The 5,139-nt window shown below is 37.4% G+C and carries 4 protein-coding genes and 1 pseudogene; 2 read left to right on the top strand and 3 right to left on the bottom strand.

Annotation, left to right across the window (positions count from 1 at the left end; all coding sequences use genetic code 11):
- Positions 1-102: 102 nt before the first annotated feature.
- Positions 103-396 (top strand): methyl-accepting chemotaxis protein, encoded by a 294-nt coding sequence (locus HMPREF1019_RS00640; RefSeq protein WP_009293741.1) that lies wholly within the window; start codon positions 103-105, stop codon positions 394-396.
- Between the two features lie 111 nt (positions 397-507).
- Here HMPREF1019_RS00640 and truD read toward each other — a convergent pair whose 3' ends face one another.
- A complete protein-coding gene (gene truD / locus HMPREF1019_RS00635) occupies positions 508-1,632 on the bottom strand; it encodes a tRNA pseudouridine(13) synthase TruD (RefSeq protein WP_009293740.1) in 1,125 nt (374 codons plus the stop codon).
- A complete protein-coding gene (locus HMPREF1019_RS00630) occupies positions 1,610-2,431 on the bottom strand; it encodes a thiamine-phosphate kinase (RefSeq protein WP_009293739.1) in 822 nt (273 codons plus the stop codon). The genes truD and HMPREF1019_RS00630 overlap by 23 nt, the downstream gene beginning before the upstream one ends.
- Positions 2,432-2,494: 63 nt before the next feature.
- Between HMPREF1019_RS00630 and HMPREF1019_RS00625 the strand changes: the two genes are divergently transcribed.
- Positions 2,495-3,514, top strand: a complete 1,020-nt coding sequence (locus HMPREF1019_RS00625; RefSeq protein ID WP_009293738.1) for an HdrB C-terminal domain-containing protein — start codon at positions 2,495-2,497, stop codon at positions 3,512-3,514.
- A 1,205-nt stretch (positions 3,515-4,719) separates the two neighbouring features.
- On the opposite strand, the pseudogene HMPREF1019_RS09925 reads toward HMPREF1019_RS00625, so the two are convergent.
- Positions 4,720-5,130, bottom strand: a pseudogene (locus tag HMPREF1019_RS09925) (menaquinone biosynthesis decarboxylase); the annotation flags it as partial.
- Between the last annotated feature and the right edge of the window lie 9 nt (positions 5,131-5,139).

Raw genomic sequence — 5,139 nt, 5'->3', positions numbered from 1 at the left:
TGAAGTTAGACAGCTAGCTGAGAGAAACTCAAAAATACTCTAACAGAGATAAACGCAACTATCAACGTTATCGTCCAAGCGATAAATGATAGCAGCGAGCAAATGGGTATCAACTCTAAACAAATTCAAGAGCTAACCCATGTGGCAAGTGACGTTGAAAAGACTATAAATAATATGAGCGAAACGATGAATAACGCCATAGCGATGTCAGATAAGACTATGCAAGACTACATCGCAACTGGTAAAAACGTAAATGAGATCATGGATGGCATCTCAGAGATCAATCAAATTTCATCTGAAAATGCTAGAAGCGTCGAAGAGATAGCTTCTGCAGCTGAACATCTAAATAAGATGACAGATGCACTAAATACAAAACTAAGCGTCTTTAGAACTTAAGTTTTTAACTCTTAAATTTAATGTTTTAGGTCTGGCGAGAGCTAGACCTTTTTAAATTTAAACCAGCTAAATTTAGCCAACCCCACTTTTAAAACTATCTTTAAATTTACCCTACTCAAATATATTTTTATGCAAAATTTCTTCTAACACAACTGTGGCGTATGAGCCCTTTTGAAGTGTGAAATTTAAGCTAAAATGAGCGTTTTCTTCGTTGTATTTGTAGCTTGTATTTTCAAGATACGCCCAGTTAAAACGCCTTGAGCCAGCGATCTTTGAAGTAAGCGAAAATGCCTCAGCGAAAATTTCATCCTCAAGCTCTTTTGCCACGCCACTTGCCTCATAGGCCTTTGCACCGACTATAAGTCCAAGGCTTGTGATATCGCGCTTAGCAAATCTTTGCGCCTCTTGATCTAAATTTTCGCACAAAAAGAGCTTGCCAAATGGATAGTGCCCCAAAACCTCTCCTGGCAAAAGCTTAAAAAAGCTCTCCTGCGCCTTCATCGCCTTTAGATCGTTTTTGCTAAAGTTTTTATAAATTTCACCCAGCTCACTTAGGCTAAAGTCACTCACAAACCTTGAAATTTCAACCCTTTTGCTAAGATAGCGATTGAAAAGATCACTTTGATAGGCTGAGATCAAAAAGTCATTTAGCTTTACATTTTTGCTCTTTTTGCCATTTATCGTGCCATTTTTAAGTAGCTCAAGGCCAGTTACAGCATTGTCGCCAAATTTACCAAAGCGCTGGTAGCCAAAGTAGTTTGCATAGCCCATTTTATCGATGCTGACAAAGGCCTGCTCGAGCTTTTTAGCGCTACTTGGCAGCACCTTTTTTAGGCGGATGAAAAAGCTATTGCCCTTTAGATGTCCGATGCGAAGCTTGTTTTTATGCACGTTTAAATTTAAAATTTTCATCTTTTCATGGCTAAAGTTTGCAAGCGCGCTCTCAAATTTACGAGGCATCGAGATAAACTGTGTCGTCATGCCTTGCTTGTCTTTTAGCCCAGCATAGCCAAAGTCACGCATCTTAGCCCCTGTAACCTCGCTTAAGGCGTGCAAAGCGTCGCTTGTCGTCATATCTTTTTTAGAAATTTCAACAATCAAGTGCTCGCCGTCGCCACTAAATTCATAAAGCGGTATCTCGCGCACGACAAAATCATCTGAATTTTTAGAAAAATATGCCTCGATGGGCGCATGAGTGAGCGCATAGAGCGGCTTAAAAGTGGTGGCTTCTTGCATTTTGTCTTAACCTTTTGTGTGAAATTTTTGCAAAGATGTTGATCTTTGTCCTAGTTTTTGCGGCGATCCTTTTTATGGCGCTTAAATTTTTAGGGTTAAAGGTAAATAAAACCTCATACTCCTCACCGCTATTAAGCTCAAATTTGCTTAGCTTTTTTGTAAATTTAGCGCCCTTTTTGCTAGCCTTTAAAAGCTTGCCAAGGTCGGTTTTTAGCCCATCTGAGATATCCATGGCGGAGTTTATAAGATGAGCTGCTTTATAAAAAAATTTATCTCTTAAAACAGGCTTTTTAAAGCGTGAGTTTTTAGAAATTTGAGCCAGTCTTAAAAGCGAGTTTAACCCCTTTTGGCTGCCTCCAAGCTTGCCTGTAAATGCAATAAGATCGCCAAATTTAGCATTTTTTCTAAGCACAGCCCTGCCCTTTAGCTCGCCGATCACGCTGACGCTTATGTTTAAAATGGAGCTACTTATCGTGTCGCCGCCTATTATCTTTACGCCAAACTCTTCGCACGCCATATTTATGCCGCTAGTTAGCTCGCTGATCTGGCGCGGCGTGAAGCTCTTTGGCAGACTAAGCCCAAGAAGGGCAAATTTAGGCTTTGCGTTCATCACGATCGTATCTGAAAAATTTACGATCATCGCCTTGTAGCCGATCTCTGCAAGGCTTAGCCAGCCAAGCTTAAAGTGCGAATTTTGCGCAAAAATGTCCTTGCTAAAGACCATTTTGCCGGCAACCGCCGCATCATCGCCGATATATTCGTTACTAAAGCATGCAATCGTAAAATTTTCTTTATCCATTGAGCTATTATAATGAAACTCCTTTTAAATTTAGGATAAAATAAGCCCAAAAAAAGGATAGAGATGCAAAGAGTTGAGATTTTTAGATTTGACGCGAAAAGAGATGTTTTGGCATATTTTAAGCCCTATTTTTTAGAGATTTCAGACTTTGCAAACTTAAACGAGCTTTTTGCCCACGTAAAGAGCATAGACCCCTACTTTAGCCCATTTGAGGGCTTTGTCAAGGTAAATGACGTCGTAGTTAGCACCGCCCAGCCACTTGCAAATTTAGCTCAACAACTGGGCGGCGAGCTTTGCATAGCCCCTCTTAATGAGAAAAGAGCGGTTTTAGACCTTGCTATAAATGATGATGATTTTTGGGCGAAATTTGAGCCATTTGCTAGCTTTTGTAAAAGAGCTGATAAAGAGCTATACGCTAGCTTTAAGCCCCATTTTTACGCTGATTTTGTGAAAGACTACGAGCCAAATTTTATAGGCGCGGCAGCGATAATGCTAGCTCATTATCTTTATAAAAATGAGAAAAATGATGAAATTTTAAAGCTAGTTAGCGGTAAAAACGGCGTTTTGATAGCCTGTGAGCTTGATGATTTGCTATTTGGTGGAAGTGAAATTTACAACGAAGCGATTAAATTTTTCAAAGAAATTTTAGGCATAAAAGCTGCGCAAAAATATGAAAATGAGCTTGAAAAGATAGAAAAACTTAGTAAATTTAAAGAGTTTAAGATAGCCATAAAAGACAGACTGCCTGCAAATTTAAGCGCATATAAGGCAAATTTTATAGAGCTAAACGCCAAAATGCCTTGTGGATATGATCTTTTAAAGGCCGATGAAGAGCTAGCTTGCAAGCTTGCTAGCAAGCTAGTTTTTGCTGCATTTGATAGTGGGGCTGACTTTTTGCTAGCTAGCAATGAGGCGGAGTTTTATATCTTTGACACGCTAGCAAAAAAGCTTGAGAAGTCTGCTAGCAGAAGCTTGCAAGACTTTTACGTCCTAAGAGCGAGCGAGCTAATGGCGCTTGAAAATGGCGAAATACCAAGTGGGCTAAAAGAGCATGTTTTGAAGGTCGGTTTGGTAAATTTGTGAGCTGCGTCAAAAAACAAGATATAAAAGACGCCGTAAATGCTAGGCTGGCAACAAAACGGACAACCGCGCGAGCCTAAAAACAACCCAAAAGCACATTTAAAAAAATAAATAGCCAAGTTGCGACCTAGCTATTAGATTTTTAAATTTAAGAGTTTTAAAACCAGCTACAAGGCTACCAAATTTAAATCTCCTGTGCGATATTTTTTAGCTTGTAAATTTAGGCTTATGTCAAGGCCATAACATCTAAAAGGCAAAACGGTGGTAGCCAAAGGTAAATTTAAAACTAAAGTCGTCAAATTTATGATCCATTTTCACTAGCCACTTCTAAAATTTATGCTTACATTTGCCTTGCAGTACAAAAATCAAAACAACAGATGATCTTTTAAAAAATAATTTAGTAAATTTTGATCAAAATTTAGGGCTACGTATAAATTTATAGCGACTTATAAACACCAAAATAGCACAAGCCAAAACAACCAAGCAGATCGCCAATTAATGGCTATCTAGCAAATTTATATCCTAAATTTGCTAGCTTTATTTTAGGTATTTCTTCTAAATTTATTCTCTTGCACCAACTTTTTTAAAGCAAAACCAGCAAGCAAGGTTTTATGCTTCAATCCAAAACAAGTACACGCCTGACAATTTATAATTTGCTAGTTTTATTTTAAAGTCTGCAAGAGCTCTGTTTTTTAATTTGAACGCTTGCAACAACTTTATCTATTTAAAAAGTTAAAAAACGTTAACAAAAGTTAGCCAACAAAGCTTTATATTTGCATCCAAAATTGTCAAAGAGCGAACATAACATAGCTTTTTTAAAACACATCCGTAACCTGCTAACTTTATAAAATTTAAAAGTTTTTACACTTAGTTTTTTAAATTTAAATATTTTTGCACCTCTATTTTTCTAAATTTAAATGTTTTACACACATCGCAACATATAAAATTTAAATTTTACTAGCCTCTTGCTCCAAATTTTATCTCTCGTAAGGCAAAATCATACTATTTTATATAAATTTTTATACATTATGTTTAGTATTTCCAGTTAACCAGCCAACCCAAGTAAAACATATAAATTTAACTAGAAATTTTATGCTGCGATATAAAAATGTCCTTAAACTAAGCTATTTTTAAGCGCAAAAAACCGATATATTTAAATTTTAAAGCAAATTTGACCTAGCAAAAGACTGGATAAATTTAAACCAACCCTACCCAAATATCTCAAATTTATGAAACAGCTCTGGCTCATCTTTCACTATGCCACGCTTCACAAGCTCAGCCATCACTTCGCGCTCGCAGTCAGTTTGCATAGGCCAGCCACGAGTATAGCCCTCTAACTCGTCCTTGCTCGTCGCATCCACGCAGAAATTTTCGCCATCTATATAGATATCACGCAAGGCATCTATGTTATTTGTCACGCGCCAAAGCAGCATATATGGATTTTCTAGGTAGTTTTGCATATCCACTACGACTAAAAGCTTGAAAAACTCCTTAAATTCCAAAAGCTTAGAAAATAACTCTTTTACAGGGCGATCTTTTTCAAATTTAATCACACAAATAGGCGTTTTACTCTGCTTTTTAAACTGCCTAAGCCCCTTAACATTTGGCGAAACGCTTTGAATTTAGCC

Origin of the sequence: Campylobacter sp. 10_1_50, assembly GCF_000238755.1 — a bacterium.
Lineage (GTDB): Bacteria > Campylobacterota > Campylobacteria > Campylobacterales > Campylobacteraceae > Campylobacter_A > Campylobacter_A concisus_R.
Note: the sequence above shows the minus strand (reverse complement) of the source record. Positions and strands in the feature narration are given on the sequence as shown.

Bases quoted from the DNA above. Each gene is read 5' to 3' on its own strand.
- HMPREF1019_RS00640 (WP_009293741.1), top strand. From the start codon at position 103: ATGGGTATCAACTCTAAACAAATTCAAGAGCTAACCCATGTGGCAAGT.
- truD (WP_009293740.1), bottom strand. From the start codon at position 1,632: ATGCAAGAAGCCACCACTTTTAAGCCGCTCTATGCGCTCACTCATGCG.
- HMPREF1019_RS00630 (WP_009293739.1), bottom strand. From the start codon at position 2,431: ATGGATAAAGAAAATTTTACGATTGCATGCTTTAGTAACGAATATATC.
- HMPREF1019_RS00625 (WP_009293738.1), top strand. From the start codon at position 2,495: ATGCAAAGAGTTGAGATTTTTAGATTTGACGCGAAAAGAGATGTTTTG.